This window comes from Paenibacillus sp. FSL R7-0210, from assembly GCF_038009085.1.
In the GTDB taxonomy this organism is placed as follows: Bacteria; Bacillota; Bacilli; order Paenibacillales; family Paenibacillaceae; genus Paenibacillus_AQ; species Paenibacillus_AQ silagei.
Genome location: NZ_JBBPAR010000002.1, coordinates 21932 through 44751 on the forward strand (window position 1 = coordinate 21932; position 22820 = coordinate 44751).

21 protein-coding genes are annotated in these 22820 nt (G+C 49.6%); 16 read left to right on the forward strand and 5 right to left on the reverse strand.

The features are described 5' to 3' along the window. Window positions 1–36 precede the first annotated feature (36 nt). Entirely contained in the window at window positions 37–510 is a 474-nt protein-coding gene (locus tag MKY64_RS32930; RefSeq protein WP_036732516.1) for a DUF2798 domain-containing protein, read from the reverse strand. A gap of 143 nt (window positions 511–653) precedes the next feature. On the opposite strand from MKY64_RS32930, the gene MKY64_RS32935 reads away from it, so the two are divergent. From MKY64_RS32935 to MKY64_RS32945, 3 genes are all read left to right on the forward strand, one after another. Continuing rightward, window positions 654–1070, forward strand: a complete 417-nt coding sequence (locus tag MKY64_RS32935) for a MarR family winged helix-turn-helix transcriptional regulator (protein ID WP_340958291.1) — start codon at window positions 654–656, stop codon at window positions 1068–1070. A gap of 279 nt (window positions 1071–1349) precedes the next feature. Further along, window positions 1350–3179, forward strand: coding sequence for an APC family permease (locus MKY64_RS32940; protein WP_209879170.1), 1830 nt, complete (start codon window positions 1350–1352; stop codon window positions 3177–3179). Window positions 3180–3340: 161 nt separating this feature from the next. Next, window positions 3341–4105, forward strand: coding sequence for a hypothetical protein (locus MKY64_RS32945; RefSeq protein ID WP_340958293.1), 765 nt, complete (start codon window positions 3341–3343; stop codon window positions 4103–4105). Here the strand turns inward: MKY64_RS32945 and MKY64_RS32950 are convergent. Further along, complete coding sequence (locus MKY64_RS32950) at window positions 4080–6419, reverse strand: AraC family transcriptional regulator (RefSeq protein WP_340958294.1); 2340 nt, start codon at window positions 6417–6419, stop codon at window positions 4080–4082. The two genes, MKY64_RS32945 and MKY64_RS32950, sit on opposite strands and share 26 nt — an antisense overlap. Window positions 6420–6816: 397 nt before the next feature. Between MKY64_RS32950 and MKY64_RS32955 the strand changes: the two genes are divergently transcribed. From MKY64_RS32955 to MKY64_RS32980, 6 genes are all read left to right on the forward strand, one after another. Further along, entirely contained in the window at window positions 6817–8346 is a 1530-nt protein-coding gene (locus tag MKY64_RS32955) for an extracellular solute-binding protein (RefSeq protein ID WP_340958296.1), read from the forward strand. Window positions 8347–8413: 67 nt separating this feature from the next. Beyond that, window positions 8414–8875 carry a GNAT family N-acetyltransferase gene (locus MKY64_RS32960; protein ID WP_339251039.1) on the forward strand — a complete coding sequence of 154 codons (462 nt, stop codon included), beginning with the start codon at window positions 8414–8416 and terminating at the stop codon, window positions 8873–8875. Window positions 8876–8909: 34 nt separating this feature from the next. Continuing rightward, a complete protein-coding gene (locus MKY64_RS32965; RefSeq protein WP_339251037.1) occupies window positions 8910–9353 on the forward strand; it encodes a GNAT family N-acetyltransferase in 444 nt (147 codons plus the stop codon). Window positions 9354–9788: 435 nt separating this feature from the next. Further along, on the forward strand, window positions 9789–11108 hold the full coding sequence (locus tag MKY64_RS32970) for a helix-turn-helix domain-containing protein (RefSeq protein ID WP_340958297.1): 1320 nt from the start codon (window positions 9789–9791) through the stop codon (window positions 11106–11108). Between the two features lie 470 nt (window positions 11109–11578). Further along, window positions 11579–11857, forward strand: coding sequence for a type II toxin-antitoxin system RelB/DinJ family antitoxin (locus MKY64_RS32975; protein WP_340958298.1), 279 nt, complete (start codon window positions 11579–11581; stop codon window positions 11855–11857). Further along, window positions 11850–12116 (forward strand): Txe/YoeB family addiction module toxin, encoded by a 267-nt coding sequence (locus tag MKY64_RS32980; RefSeq protein WP_340958299.1) that lies wholly within the window; start codon window positions 11850–11852, stop codon window positions 12114–12116. The genes MKY64_RS32975 and MKY64_RS32980 overlap by 8 nt, the downstream gene beginning before the upstream one ends. Window positions 12117–12310: 194 nt before the next feature. Here the strand turns inward: MKY64_RS32980 and MKY64_RS32985 are convergent, their stop codons facing one another. Both MKY64_RS32985 and MKY64_RS32990 read right to left on the reverse strand, forming a co-directional pair. Next, complete coding sequence (locus MKY64_RS32985; RefSeq protein ID WP_340958301.1) at window positions 12311–12583, reverse strand: DUF6809 family protein; 273 nt, start codon at window positions 12581–12583, stop codon at window positions 12311–12313. A gap of 141 nt (window positions 12584–12724) precedes the next feature. Continuing rightward, window positions 12725–12904 (reverse strand): CopG family transcriptional regulator, encoded by a 180-nt coding sequence (locus tag MKY64_RS32990; protein ID WP_340958303.1) that lies wholly within the window; start codon window positions 12902–12904, stop codon window positions 12725–12727. 467 nt (window positions 12905–13371) lie between these two features. Between MKY64_RS32990 and MKY64_RS32995 the strand changes: the two genes are divergently transcribed. The 7 genes from MKY64_RS32995 (at window position 13372) to MKY64_RS33025 (ending at window position 21781) form a co-directional block, all read left to right on the forward strand. Further along, a complete protein-coding gene (locus MKY64_RS32995) occupies window positions 13372–13707 on the forward strand; it encodes an ArsR/SmtB family transcription factor (RefSeq protein WP_340958305.1) in 336 nt (111 codons plus the stop codon). Window positions 13708–13728: 21 nt separating this feature from the next. Continuing rightward, entirely contained in the window at window positions 13729–14733 is a 1005-nt protein-coding gene (locus MKY64_RS33000) for an NADP-dependent oxidoreductase (RefSeq protein ID WP_340958306.1), read from the forward strand. A 752-nt stretch (window positions 14734–15485) separates the two neighbouring features. Next, window positions 15486–17045 carry an extracellular solute-binding protein gene (locus MKY64_RS33005; protein ID WP_339251021.1) on the forward strand — a complete coding sequence of 520 codons (1560 nt, stop codon included), beginning with the start codon at window positions 15486–15488 and terminating at the stop codon, window positions 17043–17045. A gap of 212 nt (window positions 17046–17257) precedes the next feature. After that, a complete protein-coding gene (locus tag MKY64_RS33010; protein ID WP_339251019.1) occupies window positions 17258–18226 on the forward strand; it encodes an ABC transporter permease in 969 nt (322 codons plus the stop codon). A gap of 21 nt (window positions 18227–18247) precedes the next feature. Then, a complete protein-coding gene (locus MKY64_RS33015; RefSeq protein ID WP_036732546.1) occupies window positions 18248–19123 on the forward strand; it encodes a carbohydrate ABC transporter permease in 876 nt (291 codons plus the stop codon). 103 nt (window positions 19124–19226) lie between these two features. Continuing rightward, window positions 19227–20336: a glycoside hydrolase family 88/105 protein gene (locus tag MKY64_RS33020; RefSeq protein ID WP_339311519.1), complete on the forward strand. Its 1110-nt coding sequence runs from the start codon at window positions 19227–19229 to the stop codon at window positions 20334–20336. 101 nt (window positions 20337–20437) lie between these two features. Beyond that, window positions 20438–21781 carry a glycoside hydrolase family 28 protein gene (locus MKY64_RS33025; protein ID WP_340958307.1) on the forward strand — a complete coding sequence of 448 codons (1344 nt, stop codon included), beginning with the start codon at window positions 20438–20440 and terminating at the stop codon, window positions 21779–21781. 339 nt (window positions 21782–22120) lie between these two features. Here the strand turns inward: MKY64_RS33025 and MKY64_RS33030 are convergent, their stop codons facing one another. Continuing rightward, the gene (locus MKY64_RS33030) at window positions 22121–22534 is read right to left on the reverse strand and encodes a hypothetical protein (protein ID WP_340958308.1); all 414 of its coding nucleotides are present in this window, start codon (window positions 22532–22534) and stop codon (window positions 22121–22123) included. Window positions 22535–22820 lie beyond the last annotated feature (286 nt).

Here is a 22820-nt window from a genome sequence, read left to right on the forward strand (position 1 = left end):
ATTCGAGTAAAAGCGGCGGACTGGTTTCAGCCAGCCTTAGACGCCTGGTGCTGCCGTACGGACCGGAAACATCCGGCTGAACAGGAAGCGGGTCAGCGGACCGGCCACCAGCAGCTGGAGCGGCAGGGCGCATATGAAATTAAGCCCCAGGATGGAGAAGTAATGACGGAAGAAGTTGTCCCCGAATCCGAAGTGTGCTAGTGTGCCGTATAGAGACATGAGAATGACCATGCCGCAGACCATGAAGCAAGAGATCGTCAGCACTTTGCGGATCTGGGGTGCGGACGGCTTCACTATTTTGAAGGCCAGCCCTTTGGCAATTCTGCCAACCACCACAATATCGCAGAACAGGGCAACGGCAAGTGCCGGGAGCAAGCCCACAGCCACATCCGTGAGCAGTCTGCTGTTGAATCCGTTCGCTATAATCACATTGTAAAAAGACATAAAGACGACCATGCAAAAACACATCATACTGGTGAAAATTAAAGCTTCCTTTTTGTTACTGCCCATGTTTCCTAACTCCCTTAAATGTAAGTTTGTCAAACTTCACTTATAGTAGCAGTGGGATGGATCATTGTCAACCTAGTTGACAATTGGAGCGACAGTAATTCTCGGTTAGACGGAACTGCATTTCTATAATGGAGGTCTTGTAAATGAAGGAATATATGAGCGGGTTGAATCTGGTCGATATGATCAGCGAGAAGCACAAGGTTCTGCGCGACAAGGTAAACCAGATGAGCGGCGAGCCGCTGAATAAGACAGAGACGCATATTCTGGCGATGCTGGAGCAGCACGGCGTTCTGTCCATTTCGGAGATCAGCAGGCTGATCAGCATTTCCCGCCAGGGGACGCAAAAGACGATCAACAATCTGCTGGCTGAGGGTTACGTGGATACTCCTGCTAAGGAAGGGAATAGCCGGGACAAGCCTATCGTGCTCACTGCGAAGGGGACAGCGGCTTGCCGGAGTATGCTGGAGATCAAGCAAAATATTGAAGCCGAAATCACGGCACGGATCGGCAGGGAGCAGGTGGAGCTGCTGCGGACGCTGCTTACACAGGACTGGCTGTGAGACATCCTGAAAATGGCTGAATATAGCAAAAAAAGCTGAAATAAGCAAACGGGACGAAGCGGAAAGCCTGCTTGGTCCCTTTTGCTGTGTCTTTCGGCGAATATCATTTGTTATTCATGGTTTGGGGTTTGTCTAGGATATCTGCATATATACAGATGGTGATAAAAGAATTAATGTAGTATCGAACGACAGCAAAAATAGTGTCTGTATCCAATTAAAGGTCCAGATTTTATTCGTGCACCAGGGGTAATATAACAATAAAAAAGTCGGTGAGTGATGATGATGTCTTCGGTAAAAAGGTTCCTGATCGGACGGCCGCTGAAGTCCGATCAGCTGGGAGAACAGAAGCTTAACAAAACCAAGGCCCTAGCCATACTGTCCTCGGATGCTTTGTCCTCTGTGGCCTATGGCCCGGAGCAGATTCTGCTGGTGCTGATCACGGTTAGTACAGCCGCATTCTGGTATTCCATTCCGATTGCAGGCGGGGTACTGGTGCTGCTGCTGGCCCTGATACTCTCCTATAGGCAGATCATCTTCGCCTATCCCCAGGGCGGCGGAGCTTATGTTGTATCCAAGGAGAATCTGGGTAAATATCCGGGTCTGATTGCCGGGGGCTCCTTGCTCGTCGATTATATACTTACCGTAGCGGTCAGTGTCTCTGCGGGAACGGATGCGATCACTTCAGCTTTTCCGAGCCTGCATCCTTATAATGTGATAATTGCCATCATCTTCGTCCTGCTGATCACGACACTGAATCTGCGCGGGGTTACCGAGTCGGCCTCTTTCCTTGCGTACCCGGTCTATCTGTTCGTACTGGCGATGTTCATTATGATCGGGCTGGGCCTGTTCAATGTGCTGACCGGAAGAGTACCGGCGGAGCTTCACACCTCACTGGGAACACCGGTGGCCGGAATCAGCCTGTTCCTGCTGCTGCGGGCGTTCTCCTCAGGCAGCTCGGCGCTGACTGGGGTGGAGGCCATATCAAATGCGATCCCCAATTTCAAGGCACCGGCACCGAATAATGCAGCTAAAACCTTAGCGGCGATGGGAATTCTGCTCGCGCTGTTATTCTCAGGCATCGTGTTCCTGGCGTATTATTACGGCATTGCTCCGCGTGAACAGGTTACGGTGGTGTCCGATATTGCCGAGCATGTCTTTGGCCGCAACTTCATGTATTATGTCGTGCAGGGAACGACAGCCTTAATTCTGGTTCTGGCGGCGAACACCGGATATTCCGCATTTCCGCTGCTGGCTGTGAATCTGGCGAAGGATAAATTCATTCCCCGGATGTTCACTGTGCGTGGAGACCGTCTGGGGTACTCGAACGGAATTCTCAGCCTGGGCATCTTGTCGATTATCCTGATCATTGCCTTTGAGGGGCGGACGGAGCATCTCATTCCGCTGTATGCAGTCGGGGTCTTCATCCCGTTCACCCTGTCGCAGACAGGCATGATCGTCAAATGGCTCCGGCACAAGCCAGAGGGCTGGCTGCCTAAGCTGATCATCAATGCAATCGGGGCGCTGATCAGCTTCATTGTCACAATGATGTTCTTCCTGACCAAATTCACGCAGGTCTGGCCGGTCCTGGTCTTCCTGCCGCTGATTATCCTGTTCTTCTACCGCATCTACAAGCATTATGAATCGGTCGCCGATCAATTGCGGGTAGCCACCTGCGGGGAGCCGCCGCTTGCGATTGAAGGGAATATCATCATCCTGCCGGTAGCAGGGATTACCCATGTGGTGGAGAATTCCTTGCGGTATGCCAAGTCGCTGAGTGCGCAGCAGATTATCGCCGTCCACATCCCGTTCGAGCGGGAGGATGACGCTATTTTCGAAGAGAAGTGGAAGAAATTCCATCCTGAAGTACGGCTGGTAACGCTGTATTCACCTTACCGCAGCATCATTCATCCATTGACCAAGTTCATTGATACGGTTCAGCGCAAGGCCAGCGAGTCGAATTATCAGGTGACCGTCATTGTCCCTCAATTCATACCGAAGAAGGGCTGGCATAACATTCTGCATAACCAATCGAGCCTGCTGATCCGCGCGCATCTGCTGTACCGGCGCAATGTAATTATCACTACCGTCCCTTATCATTTGAAAAAATAACAGGATTATGCACATGGAAGCCTCCAGCTTACGGATATCCGCAGGCTGGGGGCTTTCTGTACCTCCCCGGGATGTGTTAAGCTTGACTCCATAAGAGAAGATTCGCTTCTTCAAGGTACGGTTAAGCTAGTAGCAACAGTCAGCGGATGGAGGGACAGAGGTTGAAGAAACGCAGGTTGAACGGGACTCGAATTAAGGCAATACTGATGATGCTTATGCTTGTCCTGCTGCTTACAGGGTGCGCGCAAGGCACCGCCCATGTAACCGTGAAGAAGGACGGCTCCCTGGATCTGGCCTTCAGTCTTATGTTGGATGCCCGGGCAGAGAAGCTGGTCAGCGGCAAAGTGGAGGAGCTTCTAACCACCCGGCTGGCGGCCGCAGGCATAGAGCTGAAGAAGACAGCAAGCGGCAAATCAACGGAATATCAATTTCATAAATCGTATGCTTCGATGGAGGAGCTGAAGAATAGCAGCAGCGGCTTTGATATTGTAGAGGCCAAGGTGGGACAGACGGACAGGTGGCTGTATACCAAATACGATGTGGTGGCCCAGCCTAAGCTGAACGCCTACTCCGATGAGATTATCGACGGCATCGGCAGCTTGAATGTCCCTAAGTCCCTGGTGCGGCTGCTGATGGGCAGCTTCTCCGTCGATTTCAAATTAACGATTCCCTATGATCTATACGGCGCTAATAATGCGGCCGAGCAAGACGGCAACACGTTAACCTGGCATGTGTCCCTTGCGGATTCCGAGCCGATTCAGCTGGTAGTCTATGTACCGGATATCAGGAATATTGCGATCACAGCAGGCGTTATCTTGCTTATTCTGGCTGTACTTCTTACATGGTTTATCAGAAAAAGAAAGCTGAAGAGGCTCAAGGCCCCGCCTGAAGGCAAGGCCCCTACTCATCGCCCGGGACCGCTCTAAGCTTCGTGTGGAAGCTGTCCCGGTACTGCCCGGGGGTCATCCCCTCCTGCTTGCGGAAGGAACGGATGAAATTCTGTGAATTATTGTATCTCAGGCGGGAGGCGATATCCTTCACGGGCATATCGGTCTCCTCCAGCCATTTTTTTGCCATTTTGAACCGGTACATGGTCAGGTAATCACTGAAATAATACTGCGTCTCCTTGCGGAATACACTGCTGATGTAGTTGGCGTTATAATGCAGCCGGGAAGCACACTCCTCCAGCGTCAGATCCTGGTCATACTCATGCTGGACGATGTCGATCAGCTTCTCGGAGATATTATGATACTGGGCGTTCTGCCTGCTGTGGAAGATGACGATGACCGGCTGAATCACAATGGTCCAGAACCAGTCTTCGATCTCGGCCACGATATGCAGATCGGTCAGCTCCTCGAACAGGGAACCGCTCGCGTGGTAGATCTGATTCAGCGTAATTCCCGATTCCTGCATCATAATGAGCGTATTGTTCAGCAGCCGGGTCAGCGGAATCTGATATTCCTGCGGCGACAGTCCCAGCGCAAAAATACACTTGAACAGCTTATGCAGCAGCTCCTTCGCCTTATCGCTGTCCGCCAGCTTGATGGCATCCATCAGGTCATTTTCCGTGTGGGTCGGGTAGTTCAAATTGAGATAATGCTTGCCGGAATTGATATTCTCGTACTGGATAATGATGCCTTTGCCCAGGGTAATCCGGTGCTTCAGAGCCTCCAGGCTTTCCCGGTAGGCAATGGACATTTTGTCAAACGAATGAAACGGCAGGCTCAGCCCAATGCTGACCTGCAGCTTCAGAACCCCGTTAATCTCCTGCTGGAGCTTCTCCGTCAGCGCATAGAGCATCCGGTGAAAAGCTTCCGTGCTCTCCTCCTCACTGCCTATGACGACAGTCAGGGCATGGCCCATCATCACAGGGGTTAGCCTGTGCTGCGCAGAGACCAGCTCCTGAGTCATATTATGCGCTGCAAATAAGAGCAGATTGAGATCCTTTTTCTCATAGCTATTCTCCTCGGAGAAGTCGATGCTCAGCGTAATGACAGCCATCGTCTTCCATTCCTCGACTTGCTTACCGTACCCGTATTGCACAAGCTCCTCCATCAGCTCGCGTCTTCTCAGATTACCTCCGAACGCCTGAATCAGAAAAAAGGTCCGCACCTGTCCGAGATGCTGGCTAACCTCCTTCTCCAGCTGCGACTTCGATTGGAACAGGGAATGGACCTGCTCACCGATGAGCTGGAATTCATCCGTACGCCCTGCCCGCAGACCGGGACGGCGCAGTCCAATCTGGGTCAACAGCCGTTCGATGGGTGTGTACATACGCCGGGAGCCGAGCCAGGCAAGCAGCACAGACAAGAGCAGCATGAACGTGCAGACGAATACCGTGTAAGTGCCGATTTTGCCGGATTCGCGGGTCAGACTCTTAATGGAGGTGGCCGACAGATAGATCCAGCCGTTCAACTGGGAACGCATATAGGTGATCGAGTAATCAGCTTCATTAAGCTTGGTCTTGAATTGTCCCGATGGCTCAGTGGTAGCGGCGATCTGCTCGAATCCCGTGAATCCGGCCGCTGTGGCAGGCTCTCCGATCAGCTTGCGGTCCGGATGCAGCAGAATCCGACCGCTTTTATCCAGCACCATAATACTGTCCAGCGGCTGCATATCGGGATTAATGAAGTCCTGGAGACTGCAGGCCGGAATATTGGCCAGAGCCAGTCCGTATTTCTGCAGCTTGGTGGTCGGCAGCTTCTTAATCAGGCTGATGCTGTAATTGCAGCCGGTCACGTTAATGCTCTCTTCACTGTAGAACAGGGAGGAGGGGTTCAGCACCCAAGAAGAGCTGCCTTCCACATTCAGCAGATTCGTCAGCTGCTCGTAATTGCGGTATTCATTCAGCCGGTAGAGCCCTGAATTCTTGATCATCCAGTTCTGGCGCTGATTGAGCAGGATGACATCCTCCAGCTTCGTATCGAAGGACTGCATATTGCGGATTTCATTGCGGATGTCGTTATATAAAATGAAATCGTTTTCACTAAGCGGGTTGTTCAGCGCCTTCTTCAGCACCGAAGAGTTTACGACCTGGTTCAGTGTCTGGTTGACAGTATTCAGCTTATGCTCTACATTTGAGGTAATTTGTAAAATGAGCTCCTTTTTGCTTTCATTAACATTTTTTTGAATCTCGCTGGAGGATGTGAAATAGGAGAACGAACCAATGAACAGCACCGGCAGGATGCTGATGGCGAACGCGAACATAGTTAATTTACTGAGAAAGCTAAGATGTTTCAACAGCGTTCAGCACCTTTGCATGAAATAGAAAAATCACTGTCTTAAGTGTATGCATCACGAAGGATAATAACAATAATCATCTGGTGCCGCAATAATCATTTTCTCTAATCATTCGCTAATATGTTTAATTTCTCAATGAGTACATAAGACACACTAAAGATTTTACCTTGAAGCATAATCGTCACTGCGGTGAACATTTGGACTTCCAGCCGCTGTTGTCAACAGATTTCCTGATTCAATCCGCTCTTCGCGGGTGAAATCCGTTGACAAAGGCGGACGCTACCGCTCCTCCAGTTCCAAATTTCCCCTCCGCTTCTTTGCTTTTTATTGTTATCCTAAGTGATTCTTATTGTAGATCATTCATCAATATAAAAATTACGCTTCAGGGGGTTATGGAATGTTCAACCGGTTAACGGGCAGGAAGAAAGCTCTTGCAGGGTGCTTCATCCTATTCTTATTGTTCATTATATTAAGCGCTTGCAGCGGGGATGAGTCTGGGCGTTCCGATTCAGCGGGGGCATCGGCACCGATCTCGATTCTGGCACCGCTGCATTTTCCGCAGACGCCTTCAGTGGAGCTGATTGCCGAGATTGAGAGACTGACCGGGACTCAGCTCGATATTACCTGGGTGCCGGAAGGCGTCTACACGGACAAAATGAATACCGCACTGACCACCGGCTCCCTCGGCAAAGTAACGTTCGTGAAATTCACCGATTATAATCCGGTCAAGAATATGATCCGCTCGGGCGCTTTTTGGGAGATTGGTCCCTATCTGGCGGAATTTCCGAATCTCAGTCAATTGAATGCGGCGATTCTTAAGCAGACTTCGGTGGACGGGGGAATCTATGGTCTCTATACAGAAAGACCGGCTTCCCGGCAAGGCATTATTATCCGCAAGGACTGGCTGGAGAAGCTGCATCTCAGTCCGCCCGGAACGCTGGAGGAACTCTATGAGGTGATGAAGCAGTTCACCACGAATGACCCGGACGGCAACGGCAAGGCAGACACCCTCGGACTGGTGGACCGTAACGATCTGGTGTACGGGGTATTCAAGACGTTAAGCTCCTATTTCGGCACGCCGAATAACTGGAAAATCGAAGATGGACAGTTCATCCCGGAATTCGCCACCCCTGAATATATGGACACGATGAACTTCATGCGCAAATTATACAAGGAAGGGATCATTAACCAGGATTTCGCCCTGACCAGCAAGGAAGTGCAGCGGGACAAATTCATCCGGGGAACGGCCGGGATCTTCATCGGGAGTATGACGGATGTGCAGCGGCTCTCCATTGAGGCCAAGGCGATCAACCCCAAAGCAGAGCTGACGCTGATTAACAGGATTAAAGGGCCGGACGGATATAAGGTATGGTCCATACCGAAGTACAACGGCTTGTACCTCTTTTCACGTAAAGCCATTGCTACCGAGCAGGAGCTGAAGCAGGTGCTGGGATTCTTCGACCGCACGATGGATGAGGATGTAGCGGGCCTGATGGCCTACGGCTTCGAGGGCCGCCACTATAAGCTGGACGGGGAAGGCAAAGTGATTCTTCCGGAAGAAACGTCCCAGCTTCGGGTGTATGAGGTCAATCCGCTCAATTCCCTGATGATCGCTGATGTAGGCAATACCCATATCAAGGAGGTCGCACAAAAGGAGCAGCTCACCGCCCTGGCCGACCAGCTCAGCCGGGATAACGAGCAGTTTCTGGTCGATGACCCTACCGTCTCGCTAACCTCGCCGACCTATGACGAGAAGAACGCCGAGCTGTCCGCGATCATCGTGGATGCCACCTACAATTATATTCTCGGCAACATCGACGCCGCCGGCTTCGCCGGGGAGGTCGAGAAATGGCACGCCAGCGGCGGCAGCCTGATTATTCAGGAGTACGGGGAGGCGGAGGGGAAGGCGCGGGAGGGGGAGGAGTGAGAGGATAATTTACCAATATTATGATAGGATGATATTTATACCTCAACTGTTGATATAAGGAGAAAACATGAAACCAATCGTTATCCAACCTGTGAACGCCCAGAATTGGGAAGAAGCTCTAGAGATATCTGTCTGTAAAGAGCATAGGCACTTCGTTCCTTCAGTGATGGAGTCGCTCGCGTATGCTTATATCAAGCCGTGGGATGAAGCGTTAGATCCGTATATTCTGTCCATAGACGGCAGTATCATTGGCTTCTTTTACATTTCATATACACCTGGCAGCTCAGATAATTACTGGATCGGCGGGTTTCAGATTGACCACAAGCACCAACGAAAAGGCTATGGGCAACAAGCTATGGTAGAAATCATTAAATTCATTAAAGAAATCCATCCGAAGTGTAGCTTAATATCCTTAACTGTGGAACAAAGAAATTCAGTTGCAATGAAGTTGTATGAAGAATTAGGATTTATCAGTGAACAACTTTTGAACCAAGATGGAGAGAGAATCTATAATCTCCTGCTTAACTGAAGTAGCAAATTTATAATGAAGGGTAGATTACACCGTGAATATTCAATTACATAAGATTACCCCCGAGCTGGAACACGAATGTACTCAATTGAGCGTGAGCACGGAGCAGTTGGACTTGGTTGCAAGTAATGCAGATTCACTTGTGCATGCGGTAAATGAGCCCACATCGGTACCCTACGGTATTTTTGCTGAGGGAAGGATGGTTGGATTTATCCTTTTTGATAATGAAAGATATACAGACGGTTACTATTGGATTCTGAGATTTATGATTGACGGGAGATTTCAGGGTAAAGGATACGGGAAAGCAGCAATTAAAGAGGTCATTAAGATGCTGAGCAGCTGCGAGGACTGCACACAGATTAGGGTATCGCATATCCCGATTAATCTAGCGGCTAATAAGCTCTATAAGAGTGTAGGATTCACCGAGACTGGGGAGTTTGAAGATAACGGGGATATTATATTGGCGTATACGATGTGAGGTTCTCCACAATTGTTCAGCCGGGTACCAGTCGCTATAAGAAAAGAATTAGGCAAATACCTGCAGTTCCTCATTGGAACTCGCAGGTATTTTGCATTTTACTGAGGACAAATAAGCTGTCTCGGCTTCAATGATAAGCTTGGAATGAGTGTGGCTGAAGGAGAATGGTGAGGAGCATTGATGTATGCGGAAAACCGAACACAATGGGCTGGTGGATGTAGGCCGAATGCTGGTCCAGACTCAGCCATCATGCAGGTGGAAGGAGAAAAATGTGGTACCACATTTGAATGGTAATCGAAATTCCAAATTTTTAAAATATAGGAAAAATACATAAATAAACACTTGATTAATGAATCTTCCGTTGATATATTTTGTGTAATATAAAAGGGATATTATTCTATAAATCACAAATTGAAGAGGAAAGGTGGTTAGGACTTGCAGGCAACGACTACGGTATTATCGGAACTGGAGGAATATTTGCGGAGGACTGGTTTGACGATTACCCAATTTGCCAAGCGTTCTCAGCTTCATTCCGGAACACTCAGCAATATTCTTCGCGGGCACCGGCCTATTGCGATGCAGCAGCTGGATCGGATTACTCAGGCCATGGGACGGGAAGAAGGATATTTTTACGACTTGTACATCAATGACTATATTTTTGGCGGCTCTTCCGACTGGCGGAGGATTGGACCGCTGCTGCTTCGCTGTGCCGAACTGAACATGCTGGAGAGTATTGAGCGAATGGCCCGCCATATTATGGACAATCTGATGTACGCTCCCCTGTTGTTTGATAGTGCAGAAGAACTCTTCATGGCCGGGAAAAGGGATGCCGCCGCCGCAATCTATGAGATCGTCGCCGAATCTGAACGTTATCAGCATTCGGAACGGCTAGCCCTATGCCAGTTCAGGCTGTTTACCATTGCGCTCAGCGATGACCAGAACCGGAACCTGTGGGCTGCGAACCGGTTCGAGCCTTTTGTCGAACGGTTAGATGAAGTTGATCAGCTTGATGCACTCAAAGAGCTTGCCAATACATACCGCTCCCTACAGCGCTGGGACAAGGTTGAGGAATACGCCGCTAAGATGGGCCATAAGGCCAGAATTCAATATGACCTGAAGGTCCGGGACGAACACAGAGCATCGGAACCGGTCATGCTTCCCGGCAGACCGCTGTTCTTTTACATTGCGTACAGTAATTTGCTGCGCGGAAATGTCTGCGATGAGCTGGGTGATTATGAGGGAGCTTTGGGTTTTATAAGAAGTTATGCTGATTTGAGCTGGGTTAGAGAGCAAGGAGATGAGGTCGAGCGTTGGAAAAGTTTGTTCATGGAGTGGTCCAAAGATAATATTCTTTTGACAAAGCTGGTAAGTGGAGATTCCACTGTAATTGAGCAGTATTCTGCCTACCTTAACGCACATCAAGAGGAGAGAATTACTGGGTTGTTGTATATGCTTAAGGCTGCTAATAAATACAACTTTAATATCAACGCTATCTTACAACAATTTAAGCAGGACCTAGAGAAGAGTGTTATTGATCTGGTCCAGGTGAGATATTCGCGTAAATTAGTTCTAGACCGTCAAGCTAATTTACTGCTGGAACTGGCTAAGTACCTACTAGACAGAGGAGAATATCACAGCGGCCTAGAATTTCTAACGAAGTCGGTTCAGCAGTATCAGTTGATCAATGATGAGAAGCATAAGATTCTGGGCGTTCTCACCAACATCCTTAAGCAATCCAGAAGCAGTACAGGTTAACAGTTGAACAATCTATTTCTCCTACAATCCTCCATCGAACTTATTGCCCCCTGTACCCGCTGAGCTTCATTCAATCATCCAATCACCGTCGCTGCCCACTCCCAGTAGACTTCAAGCACACACCTGAACGATTTGCAGAAATATCCTTTAGTTTTTCTAAAAAAGCATAGGAACCAAAATTAGATAAATTGTATCTCAGTGCGTTACTCTCAAATGAAACAGATGAAAACCCGGCTGATACTGATGTTCCATCAAGTTTATCTATATATAGCAATTAATAAAGAAGGAGCCGTTGTTTCACTACAATGACTCCTTCTTTGTTTTCATATTTAATTATAAGGGAGTATTCACCTTAAGGGGAATCGGAGAGTTGTCTCTGTTCCCCGAAATTTAAATATGCGCACATTGTATTTACCTTGTGAGTAAAATATAATACGATGTAAACAATACTTATGAAAGAGGTGTTGAGAATGGCTCAAACCAATATCAATATTCGGATTGATGAAGACCTAAAAAAAGAAGCGGAATTGCTTTTTTCAGATTTGGGATTAAACATGACAACGGCGATAAATATCTTTGTTAGACAGTCACTACGTCAAGGTGGAATTCCTTTTGAAATCACAACTCAGACTGATCCTTTCTATAATCCATCCAACATCAAATGGTTAAAGCAATCCATTCAACAGATGGAGCAAGGAAAGACTGTGACTCAAACAATGAACGAATTAGAGAATATGGCTGATGAGTAGACTTATTTTTACAAACAATGCCTGGGAAGATTATTTATATTGGCAAACCAAGGATAGAAAAACACTGAGAAGGATCAATCAGCTCATAAAAGATATTGAACGAAACGGCTACGAGGGGATCGGAAAGCCGGAGGCCCTGCGTGGCGATTTCTCTGGTTATTGGAGCCGTCGCATTGATGACACCAACCGCTTAGTATATCGTATCCAAAGTGGAGTGATTGAGTTTTATGCTTTTCGAACTCATTATGGTGATAAGTAAATGTTGTACTGTGGCTTGAATCTAAGCATCTAATCACCGTCGTCGCCCACTCCCAGTAGACTTCAAGCACACACCCTGAACGATTCGCAGAAATATCCTCATTTCCAGAATGGAGCTGTTAATGTATAAGGAGGCCCCGCCGCTTCAGCGGTGGGGCTTAGATATGGGACTAATCCGAATATATTCTCAACAGCTTATGGTAGACTACTCATCGTTTCAATCAGTAGGTTTGCTCCTAACTTGAACCCTTCAATAAAGGCAGCTTCCACACGTATACTGTTCACGCTGTCGCACAAGTCCAAATATTCCTCCAGCTCTCTAAACACTTCCTCGCCCAACCGTTCGGGCCATTGCTGTGTCTCTGCTGTTACCTGTCTGCATGCAGAACGATACTCTGGATGTGATGGCACAATGTTCATATCGGGTTGAAGCTTCCCGTGGTACAAGGCTTCCAAAATTGTTTTCATGTTCGTCCTCCCATTATGTTCATCGCATCGCTTGAATGAGATTCCTGCACATGGTAGGATATTTATGCAGTCTGCTTATCCAAGCGGATGTGTGGGTAGGAAGTAGCGGTGTTCTTTGCGGGATTTACGCTGCTTCCTTCTTTATTTTTGGAGCTCGTCAAACACCTTTTCAATTCCCTTGCGAATCACATCGGAACGGGTCGTTTGTAGTTTTTCGGTGCAAGCATCTAGCTTGCTCAGAATCTCTTGATCAACACGTATCTCAATCTTTTTGCTTTTGGGATTGTCAGATAGAGGACGCCCCATCTTCTTAGCGGACATTTCATCACCCCTTTTTTGCCCTGACAATAATATATTATTGCCTGGACAAAAAGTCAATGAGATCCTGCATGGTTACCTTGCTTTTTCATACAAAGAATGCGGATAACTACGATGAAACTATAGAACTATACAAGCACAGGTGTTTTAGAGACTGAAGTAGTTGGATTTTTTTGAATGCAGCTGCTTGAAAATCGATTTTTTCATCAGTCTGTAAATCTATAAATCATTTCAATGCGAATAGTAAGAAGCACAGGAGATACAACGGGGAACCTTGGACGAAAGATGTTCGAGGTTTCCTTTATTTTGCATTACAAAAATTCTTCACTTGAAAGATTAAGCGAAATGTAAAATATATCCTTGTGATCTCGATTTTCTTTCCCAATATTGCAGCGTGTAACCGGGTGTGGCATACTCATCAGCAAAAGGTTCGTTTTTTTGAACGGGGAAGCGGATTGAGGGGGAGTAACATGGATAAGCAGCAAGCGGTCCGAAGGATTAGAGAAGATTTTAAAACATGCCAGCAGATCTTGTCTGCCATTGGGAATGATACACGCCAGTCGATTATTACGGCACTTATGGAGACGACATGTACAAACGGCCTGCGTGTAGGCGAGATTACGGAGCTAACCCATCTGTCGCGCCCGGCGGTGTCGCATCATCTTAGAATTCTCAGAGAGGCAGGGATTATTAGGGTCAGGGAGGAAGGGGCCAAGAACTTTTATTACATGGACGTCAGAACCAACCTCGGGACGCTGAGGAATGTAGTCACTCATGTCGATGAGTTCATTGAACGGTTCTATTAGACAAAAGCTGGAGGGTCCATCATGAAAGCAATGGTTATCGAAAAATACGGAAAAACCCCGCTTCGTTTAGCGGACCGCCCAATGCCTGAAGCCGGCGAGCATGAGGTGCTTGCGGAAATCCGTGCGGCCAGTATTAATCCGATTGATTTTAAAATCCGGGATGGCAAATTACGGATGCTTTTGAAATATGAGATGCCGCTTATTCTGGGCAATGATTTCTCAGGTGTCATTACCCAGGTGGGGGACAAGGTGAAGAAATTCAGGGTAGGGGATGAAATCTACGGCCGGCCCAGAAAAAGCAAAATTGGCACCTTCGCGGAGTATATTGTCGTTCATGAGGATGATATCGCGCTGAAGCCCCGCAACCTTACTTTTGAAGAAGCAGCTTCGATCCCGCTTGTTGGGCTGACCTCTTATCAGGCACTACATGATATTCTTCAGCTAACGGCTGGGCAAAAGGTATTGATTCAGGCAGGAGCGGGCGGAGTAGGCACCTTTGCCATCCAGCTTGCCAAAGTGATGGGGATTTACGTTGCAACCACTGCCAGTGAAGCTGGAACTGAACTCGTTAAATCCCTTGGGGCCGATCAGGTCATCAACTATAAAACAGAGCAGTTCGATCAGGTGCTGCACAATTATGATGGAGTATACGATACTCTCGGTGGTGAGGCGCTGGAGCGAGCATTCCGCATCGTCAGACCGGGAGGGCAGGTCGTATCCGTATCGGGTCTGCCCAACGCCCGTTTTGGTGCAGAGTATGGTGCTGGTTTTCTGAAAACAACGGCTCTCCGGCTTGTTACCCGTAAGCTAACCAAGCTGGAGAAACAGTACAATGTCAAATACAGCTTCCTGTTCATGAAGCCAAGCGGCAGGCAACTGGACATCATCACTGCATATCTGGAATCGGGCGCAATCAAGCCTGTTATTGACCGGGTTTTTCCTTTGGATGAAGCCCAGCAGGCGATGCAGTATTCCGAATCCGGCCGGGCTAAGGGGAAGATTATTTTGAGAGTAAAATGCGAATAACATTGGAACGGGTCGTTTGGAGCTTTTCGGTGCAAGCATCAAGCTTGTTCAAAATCTCTTGATCGGTACGTACTCGGATCATGCGGCCCGAGATAGTTGGAATTGTTCCACTTGTTGATGAACAAATAAACGCTGCTAAAATAACAATTGGAAAAACAACACTTAAATTCGCCCAATTCGGCCGCAGTATGCAAAACTAACAAAATTAGATGCCTTTTTTCCACCTGCTTCCGCCTTTTCTCGGAAATGAGCCTAATTAAGATGCATTTTTCCACTTGCTACCTGCAGGAGTAGGTAACCTTCCAAGGCCCCGCCGCGCGAAGCGGCGGGGCTATTCCCTTTGCCCCCCTTTCAAGGATAGGCCTTGAAAGCCCCCTAACTGGAGCGGCAGAAAGGGACGGAGGGAGGTTTGGAACTGTAGGAGCGGTAGCGTCCGCCTTTAGGTTTGGATTTCTACCGCAATTAGCGGTCCGAATCAGGAAATCCAAACCTAACAGCGGCCGGAAGTCCAAAGCTCACGCAGTCCCGCCCGCCGCCGCTCCTCTTGTCTCACCGCCCGCCGCCGCCCCTCAGTCCCGCCCGCCGCCCCAAATTGGTTTCCCACAATGCCTATCCCCCCATCACACGATAATCATTAACCCACACCTCCCGCCGCTGCGCACCTTTATGAGCAAATGATTGTTTTCGTAATCCAGCGCAGAGCGTAATGTGAGGCTTGTAACCAATACAAGTTAAACGGAGGTCAAAGAGGAATGACGAAAAAATCCTTCACCCTGCTCCTAAGCTCGCTGCTGACACTCAGCGTGTTGTCCGCTTGCGGCGGTAACAACAACAAAGAGGCGGCAGCCACGAAAGACCCGGGCGCCAGCACCGGGACCAACACAACCGCAACCACGGACCCGGCCGCAGAGCCGGAGAAGCCGACAGAGATCAAGATTATGCTGCCGCTGAATACGACAGATACTCCACCGGATACGATCAAGAATGAAGTGGAGAAATTGACGAATACGAAGCTGACCTACCAGTTCTTCCCGGCCGACACGTATGAAGAGAAGCTGAACTCCTCGTTCGCCACCGGCTCCCTGCCGCAGGTGACTTACCTGAAGAATCAGACGACCTTCCTGCAGATGAAGGAAGCGATCAAGGACGGACAGTTCTGGGAAATCGGTCCGCTGCTCAGCGAATTCCCGAACCTGAACAAGCTGAAGCCGGAGATCCTGAACAACACCAAGGTCGACGGCAAGCTGTATACCCTGTATATCGGCCGTCCGCTGGCCCGCCAGGGCATCATCTACCGCAAGGATTGGGCGGATAAGCTGGGACTGAAAGCACCGGCCAACACGGAGGAATTGTTCGCGATGGCTAAGGCTTTTACCGAGCAGGACCCGGACGGCAACGGGAAAAAGGATACCATCGGTGTTGTTGACCGCAACGAGCTGGTGTATGGTGCGTTCAAAACCGTCTCCTCCTGGTTCGGCACCCCGAACAACTGGGCGGAGAAGGATGGCCAGCTTGCGCCAGAGTTCACTTTTCCGCAATATATCGATACTATGGATTTCTTCAAAAAGCTGCGTGAAGGCGGTTACATGAACCAGGACTTCGCAGCAACCAGCAAGACGGATGCGGTCAATATGTTCACCAGCGGCAAAGCCGGGCTCTATATCGGCGGCTCGATGCAGGACATCGATTCCCTGAACAAAGACTTGATCAAGAACGTGCCGGATGCCGTGCTGGATACGCATAGTATGGTGGCTGGACCTGACGGCAAGTTCGCCCAGTGGATGATTCCCGGCTATAACAACGTCGTGCTGTTCCCGAAATCGGCGGTGAAGGATGAAGCGGAGCTGAAGAAGATTCTGAAGTTCTTTGACTACATGATGACTCCTGAAGTATCGAACCTGATGTACTGGGGCATTGAAGGCACACACTATACCGTGGTGGACGGCAAGGCCAAAGCGACCGACAATAAAGAGCTGATCGAGCGTGAGGTCAAAGGCTTCAAGGACAGCGTCATCGGCGAATACGAAACGAACGGTATGTACCAGAGCTTAAACGTGCTGCCGGGCCGGATTCATGCAGAGGAGCTGGTGCTGGAGAACGTGAAATACGGGGTCGCAGATCCTACGGCGGCGCTCGACTCGGCTACCTATACGTCCAAGGGCGTTGAGCTTCAGCAGATTATTGCGGATGCCACATATAAATACATGTACGGTCAGCTGGATAAAGCCGGCTTCGAGAAGGAAGTCGAGAACTGGAAGAGCCGGGGCGGGGCGAAGATCATCGAAGAATATAATGCCGCGTACAAAAAATAAGCAGAGCATAGCCGCTATAGCAGCGGACTGAACAGGAAGAGGGCTGACCCGGGTTAGCGCTCCGGCAGCCTTTTTTCCAAATATAAGAATTTATATGTTTCACGCTATAGATTATCCTTCTATTTCTCGCTGAAACATTACCGTCCTTTAAAAGGACTGCGAAGCTGTTTCCACTTGACTAACGAATAATTTACAGAGAAAGGAAGAGAATCATGCAGGAAGTATCTGCCCCGCCCCGCGTAGTTCCCGAACCGCAGCCGAAGAAATACAAGAGCAGCAGTGAGCTGAAGAAGCGGCTGTGGCGCAACAAATTACTCTATGTGATGCTGATCCCCGGCGTGCTGTATTTCATTATCTTCAAATACTTGCCGATGTACGGACTGATTATTTCCTTCCAGGATTACAAGCCTTACCAAGGGATTACCGGGAGCGAATGGGTGGGCATGAAGCATTTCAGCCGGCTGTTCACCGAGCCTGATTTCTTGAACATATTAGCCAATACGCTGATTTTGTTCGGGATGAATATTCTGATTTATTTTCCGATTCCGATTATTCTGGCCCTGATGCTTAATGAACTCAGAGGCACCTTCTTCAAAAGATTCTTCCAGACCTTAGTGTATCTGCCGCACTTCATGTCGTGGGTGATCGTCGTCTCGATCTCCTTCGTTATGGTGACGATGGACGGGGGGATTATCAACGAGCTGTTGGCTTACTTCGGATTCGCCAAGATCAATTTCCTGCTGAGTCCGGGCTGGTTCCGGCCGATGTATATCCTTCAGGTCATCTGGCGGGAAGCAGGCTGGGGGACGATTATCTATCTGGCTTCCATTGCGGCTATTGATCCGGGGCTCTATGAAGCTTCGCGTATGGACGGAGCCGGACGGCTCAGACAGGTCTGGCATATTACGCTTCCGGCCATCCGGGGAGTGATCATCACCCTGTTTATTCTGAAAATCGGTTCCGTTCTCGACCTGGGCTTCGAGCATGTCTACCTGCTGCTCAACTCCATGAACCGCGAGGTTGCGGAAATTATCGATACGTATGTCTACACCGCCGGTCTGCGGCAAGGGCAGTTCAGCTACAGTACAGCCATCGGCTTCTTCAAGTCGATTGTGGGCCTGATCATGGTCATGACCGTCAATAAGGTGTCCAAGAAAATAGGAGAAGAAGGCGTATATTAAAATGCCGCAGGAGGAATTCAAATGGTAGAAGACCGCACGTTCAGCGGCAGACTATTCTCTGCCGTCAACTTTATACTGCTTGCCCTTATCGCGCTGGTAACGGTGCTGCCGTTCATCCACGTTGTAGCAGGCTCCTTCACAACCAGTGCTGAGCTGGCTGCCAACAAGTTTGTGCTGATTCCGAAGGTATGGAGCTTAGAGGCGTACAAATTTATTTTCTCCACAAATACGATCTTCAGAGCTCTAGGGGTATCGATTGGAGTCACGCTGATAGGCACGCTGTTCAGTATGTTCATCACGGCGTTGATGGCCTACGGTCTCTCCCGCAAAGATCTGGACGGCCGCCGGGTGTTCAACTTCCTGGTGGTGTTCACGATGCTGTTCCACGGGGGGATGATTCCTACGTTCCTCGTGGTGAAGGAGCTGGGGCTGATTGACTCGTATGCGGCGCTGATTCTTCCTTCCGCGATCAGTGCGTTCAATATGATTATACTCAAGAACTTTTTTCAGAACATTCCGGAGGGGCTGGAGGAATCGGCCAAGATTGACGGCTGCAATGACTTCGGGATTCTGTTCAAAATCGTGCTGCCGCTGTCGCTGCCAGCTATTGCCACGATCTCTCTGTTCTACGCCGTGACGTACTGGAACACTTATATGAGCGCCATTCTCTATCTGGATAACAGCGCCAAATGGCCGATTCAGGTCCTGCTGCGGCAGATTGTCGTGCTGGCCAGCGGGATGGATCACAGTGCGACACTGGACGGTACGGTTCCGCCGCCGGATCAGACGATCAAAATGGCGGTTATCGTGGTCGCTACGCTGCCGATTCTGATGGTGTATCCGTTCCTGCAGAAGCATTTTGCCAAGGGTGCGATGCTGGGCTCGATGAAGGGCTGATGACTGACGGCTGATGACTGACGGCTGAAGGATGAAGGATGGAAGGAGGGTCGCTGAGATAGAGGGGCCGCCGGATATTCTGACCAATTGAAGGGGGATTACGATGATAGGCAGTCTGCCGCAAACACCGATTGAATGGGCACAAAAGGCCTGTGATTCATTAATGGATACGTATCAGGCGGGAGAACTCCCGCCTGCGCACCGCTGGCATTATCATCAGGGCGTGTTCCTGTGCGGAATGGAGCTGCTGTGGAAGACACTCCGGGAGGACCGCTACATCCATTATATCCAGCAGTATGTGGATGATCTGGTGGATGAACAGGGGAATTTCGACTTTGCCCGGGATGAGCTGGATGCCGTGCAGGCGGGGCTGCTGCTCTTCACACTGTATGAACGGACCAGTAAGCGGAAATACCGGGAGGCTGCGTTCAAGCTCCGCCATCTGCTGCTGACGCTGAACCGGACCTCCGAGGGCGGGTACTGGCATAAGGACAAATATCCGCACCAGATGTGGCTGGACGGGCTGTACATGGCCGGGGTGTTCTCGCTGAAGTACGCGAATACTTATAGAGACGATGCCTTGCGGGCCGAAGTCCTTCATCAGGAGCGCCTAATGCGCAAATATATGAAAGACGAGGCAACCGGCCTGCTCTACCATGCCTGGGATGAGAGCCGCCGTATGCCATGGTCGAATCCTGCCACCGGCTGCTCGCCGGAATTCTGGAGCCGCTCGCTTGGCTGGTACGGGCTTGCCGTCTCACAGTTTATGGATGAACTGCCGGAGACTGATCCTGGACGGGCAGAGCTTGCAGCCGAGCTAAGCGGATTCGTACAGGCGTTGATCCGTTATCAGGACCCGCAGAGCGGCCTGTGGTATCAGGTGGTGGATAAGGGACAGGAGCCGGACAACTGGCTGGAGACCTCCGGCTCCTGTCTGTTCGTCTACACGATTGCCAGAGCAGTGAAGCTGGGTATCCTTCCGGCTGAAGTTGCGGATGAAGCGGCGGAAGCCGCGCGTAAAGGCTACGAAGGCTTAATTCAGGTGCTCCAGTGGGATGAGCAGGGCCGGCTGCTGCTGCCGGATATCTGCATCGGGACCTCGGCGGGAGATTACCGTAACTATGTAACCCGTCCGAAGGTCAGCAATGATCTGCACGGCGTGGGCGCGCTTGTGATGGCCTGTGTGGAGATGCAGGATTTGTATCCGGCATAAGCGGAGTGGAGTTAGAGGGCTGCCGGTTCAGACATAGGCACAATAGAGCCGGAAGCTGCCTGGATCAGCCCGGCAGCGGATGACAAGAATGGAGGCGGACCGTGTATAACATAATAGACTACGGAGCGCAGCGGGACAGCGGGTTGCCAGCAACGCAGGCGATTGTAGATGCTATTGCAGCGGCGGACCGTGACGGTGGAGGTACAGTGTATATTCCGGCCGGTACTTTCCTGACAGGCGCGGTTAGGCTACGCAGCAACATTGAGCTGCATCTCAGTCCTGGTGCGGTATTGTCCTTCAGTACCAATCCGGCGGATTATCCTGCCGTGGAATCACGGTGGGAAGGGGTGAAGCGGGAGGTTCATGCCGCCTGCATCAACGGAGCGGGCCTGAGGAATGTCTCGATTACCGGGAGCGGAACCATTGACGGGAATGGAGAACCTTGGTGGAAAAAGCATCGGGACCACCCGGAAGAGCTGGAGTATCCCCGTCCAAGACTGATTGGTTTCGACGATTGCAACCGGGTGACGCTCCGCGATCTGACGCTGGTGAATTCCCCAAGCTGGACGGTGAATCCGATCAATTGCAGCAATGTGATGATCGATAATCTGTCGATTCTGAATCCGGCAGATTCCCCGAATACCGATGGAATCAATCCCGAATCCTGCCGCGATGTGCGTATCAGCAACTGCCATATCGATGTCGGTGATGACTGCATTGCCATTAAGGCAGGCACCGAGGATACTAAGGAGCGGATTCCCTGCGAGAATATCACGATTACGAACTGCGTGATGGTTCACGGCCACGGAGCGGTGGTGCTGGGAAGTGAGATGAGTGGCGATATCCGTAATGTGACGATCAGCAATTGTGTATTTAAGCAGACGGACCGCGGCATCCGCATGAAGTCCCGGCGGGGACGGGGCGGGATTATTGAGGATATCCGGATCAGCAACATTGTGATGGAGGATGTGATCTGTCCCTTCACGCTGAATCTCTATTATTTCTGCGGACCCCGGGGCAAGGAGAAATACGTCTGGGACAAGAACCCGTATCCGGTGACGGAGGAGACCCCACAGTTCCGGCGGATTCATTATGCCAATATTACAGCCCGCAATGTCCATGCGGCGGCGGGATTCCTGTACGGGCTGGCGGAGCAGGCCGTCTCGGAAATCACCTTCACCAACATTGATATCTCGATGGCGGAGCACGCGGTGCCCGGCCAGCCGGATATGATGGCAGGACTTCAGGACATGCAGCGCCGGGGTTTCTTCCTCGGCAATGTCCGCGAGGTGCAGTTCCAGCAGGTCACAATTGAGAACCATGACGGCCCGGCCTTTTATGTTGAGAATGGGGAAGAAGTGGAATTCCTGAACTGCCGCTCCAGGAACACGGTCAAGCCGGAGAAGCTGGTGGAGCAGGTTGGTGTGGAGTTGCCAGTGAAGTGAGAATGTAACGCCAATGGGCCGCCGAATTACTGGAGATGAAGTACTCTAAATTCAGCAAGATAGCGGTATGCCAAAGAGCCTGGTCCTGTTAGGGGCCCGGGCTCTTTGGGGATAATAAAAGTTGTACTAGTCATATAAGAAAGCACTAAAGAAATAAACAAAAAGCAAAAGAAGCGGAGGGGAAATTTGGAACTGTAGGAGCGGTAGCGACCGCCTTTGTCACCGGATTTCACTCGCGAACAGCGATATTAATCAAGAAATCTGGGGACAACAGCGGCCGGAAGTCCAAATGTTCACCGCAGTGACGGTGAAGCTTCAAGTTCAAAACTTAAGTGCTTTTTATTCAACTTGAATTTTTAAGGCATAAATAGCGGAACCTTTCTTCCAAGTAGCCATTACTCCATAAATGTAGGTCCCTTTATCATCCGGGATATTAAATTGGTTAGAATCGGTTATATCTTTGAACTTGTATTTACTAAAGTGTTCTCTTATTAGTATGGAATCAGGTGTAGAGTCAAATTGTATATTAATTGTAGATCCGCCAGGAATAATCTCGGGATCTTTCTCCTCCATAGCTTCCCATGGACCTCCGTATAACTCTTTAGCACCCCAACTATACGTACTAATCTCCACAGGGACACTTTCACCGGTCTCCAAAGTAGCGCTCATTTCTGGTAAAGGCATGGGGTTAAATCTACTACACCCAGTGATTATCATTATAAGTGCTAATAATAACTTTCCTATCCTGTTCATAAGCATCCCCTTTTTGGCAGACTATGTAACAGGTATTCTATACTACGATTGCAAAAAAACAAACAAAGTGATAGTTGCATTCTGTACATTTAAAAACAGTGAAAAGGAAGGTTCGCCGCTTCTAAATGTAGTTTGTACAACTAAATCTGCCTGAATGGGGGATAAGGCCGGTATTGGTGGAATTTAGGTGTACGAAATACAACTAAACATATCATCGGAGGAATATCAGGTGATTTAGATGTACGGAGTGCAATTAAGTCCTAATTAAGTCCTAAATTTAGTCCTC

Bases quoted from the DNA above. Each gene is read 5' to 3' on its own strand.
- MKY64_RS32935 (WP_340958291.1), top strand. From the start codon at position 654: ATGAAGGAATATATGAGCGGGTTGAATCTGGTCGATATGATCAGCGAG.
- MKY64_RS32995 (WP_340958305.1), top strand. From the start codon at position 13,372: ATGGATAAGCAGCAAGCGGTCCGAAGGATTAGAGAAGATTTTAAAACA.
- MKY64_RS32985 (WP_340958301.1), bottom strand. From the start codon at position 12,583: ATGAAAACAATTTTGGAAGCCTTGTACCACGGGAAGCTTCAACCCGAT.
- MKY64_RS33015 (WP_036732546.1), top strand. From the start codon at position 18,248: ATGGTAGAAGACCGCACGTTCAGCGGCAGACTATTCTCTGCCGTCAAC.
- MKY64_RS32975 (WP_340958298.1), top strand. From the start codon at position 11,579: ATGGCTCAAACCAATATCAATATTCGGATTGATGAAGACCTAAAAAAA.
- MKY64_RS33000 (WP_340958306.1), top strand. From the start codon at position 13,729: ATGAAAGCAATGGTTATCGAAAAATACGGAAAAACCCCGCTTCGTTTA.
- MKY64_RS33020 (WP_339311519.1), top strand. From the start codon at position 19,227: ATGATAGGCAGTCTGCCGCAAACACCGATTGAATGGGCACAAAAGGCC.
- MKY64_RS32955 (WP_340958296.1), top strand. From the start codon at position 6,817: ATGTTCAACCGGTTAACGGGCAGGAAGAAAGCTCTTGCAGGGTGCTTC.
- MKY64_RS32930 (WP_036732516.1), bottom strand. From the start codon at position 510: ATGGGCAGTAACAAAAAGGAAGCTTTAATTTTCACCAGTATGATGTGT.
- MKY64_RS32940 (WP_209879170.1), top strand. From the start codon at position 1,350: ATGATGTCTTCGGTAAAAAGGTTCCTGATCGGACGGCCGCTGAAGTCC.
- MKY64_RS33030 (WP_340958308.1), bottom strand. From the start codon at position 22,534: ATGAACAGGATAGGAAAGTTATTATTAGCACTTATAATGATAATCACT.
- MKY64_RS33010 (WP_339251019.1), top strand. From the start codon at position 17,258: ATGCAGGAAGTATCTGCCCCGCCCCGCGTAGTTCCCGAACCGCAGCCG.
- MKY64_RS33005 (WP_339251021.1), top strand. From the start codon at position 15,486: ATGACGAAAAAATCCTTCACCCTGCTCCTAAGCTCGCTGCTGACACTC.
- MKY64_RS32990 (WP_340958303.1), bottom strand. From the start codon at position 12,904: ATGTCCGCTAAGAAGATGGGGCGTCCTCTATCTGACAATCCCAAAAGC.
- MKY64_RS32980 (WP_340958299.1), top strand. From the start codon at position 11,850: ATGAGTAGACTTATTTTTACAAACAATGCCTGGGAAGATTATTTATAT.
- MKY64_RS32960 (WP_339251039.1), top strand. From the start codon at position 8,414: ATGAAACCAATCGTTATCCAACCTGTGAACGCCCAGAATTGGGAAGAA.